This is a genomic window from Gilliamella sp. B2824 (assembly GCF_026536245.1).
Taxonomy (GTDB): domain Bacteria; phylum Pseudomonadota; class Gammaproteobacteria; order Enterobacterales; family Orbaceae; genus Gilliamella.
On record NZ_JAFNON010000037.1, the window covers coordinates 1 to 752 of the forward strand.

Annotated in this window: 1 protein-coding gene; it reads right to left on the bottom strand. The window is 33.2% G+C overall.

Annotated features, from left to right (window positions below; genetic code table 11):
- Positions 1–594: zincin-like metallopeptidase domain-containing protein (locus tag J3U56_RS11995; protein WP_267367955.1), on the bottom strand; the 594-nt coding region annotated here is incomplete at its 3' end.
- Positions 595–752: the final 158 nt, after the last annotated feature.

Below are 752 nucleotides of genomic sequence, written 5' to 3' on the forward strand. Positions count from 1 at the left end.
TTCTGCCTGTTCGTACGTTTTTGGTATTCTGTCTAATTCCCGACTGGTTGAATGCCCAATTTCATGAAAGATATCATTATAGTATCCTTCGGCAGTCTCATACTGCGATTTATCGGGCATATGGATAGTATGTGATTTAGCATTATAACGAGGATTTGACGGGCTGTTATGTAACACCTTAACCCCCTGACTTGCTATAAATTGCTCGACTTTTAGATTTTCCTGCCACTGTTTTTCTGGCTTAACTTCAGGCGGAAGTTTAGCAAATGAAGTTTTATCTAGCTGCTCTACATTATAAAATTTAATATTCTCATAATACTCATTATCTTTATATAAATCACTTTCAATAAAGTTGTCTTTCTCATCCGGTTTTATCTGCAAATTATGAGTTTGTATTTCATCTTCAGTCAACCAACGGGTCTCTGAAAATCCTTTTTTATGTCCTCTTTCATATAACCGCTCTGCTTGATATATTTCTTGAGTATAAGGGTTCTTAGGATAGTTTGCATTGGTTTGTGTAAAGTTCGAAATCCCTTGATTATTATCAGTTTGCTGTATCTGCTCGAAAAGTTGATTAATATTATCTACTTTCATTATTTACATCTCTATAAGCCAAATTTCTTCTAAATCTTCTTTTGTATAATCCCTGACAAAATCTAAGGCTACAATTTTTTCATAATAGTTATTGATTTTACGCCAGTCTTCAGCACGAAAAGTAAAACTATCTTTATATCTTTCATAAATGTAAGACG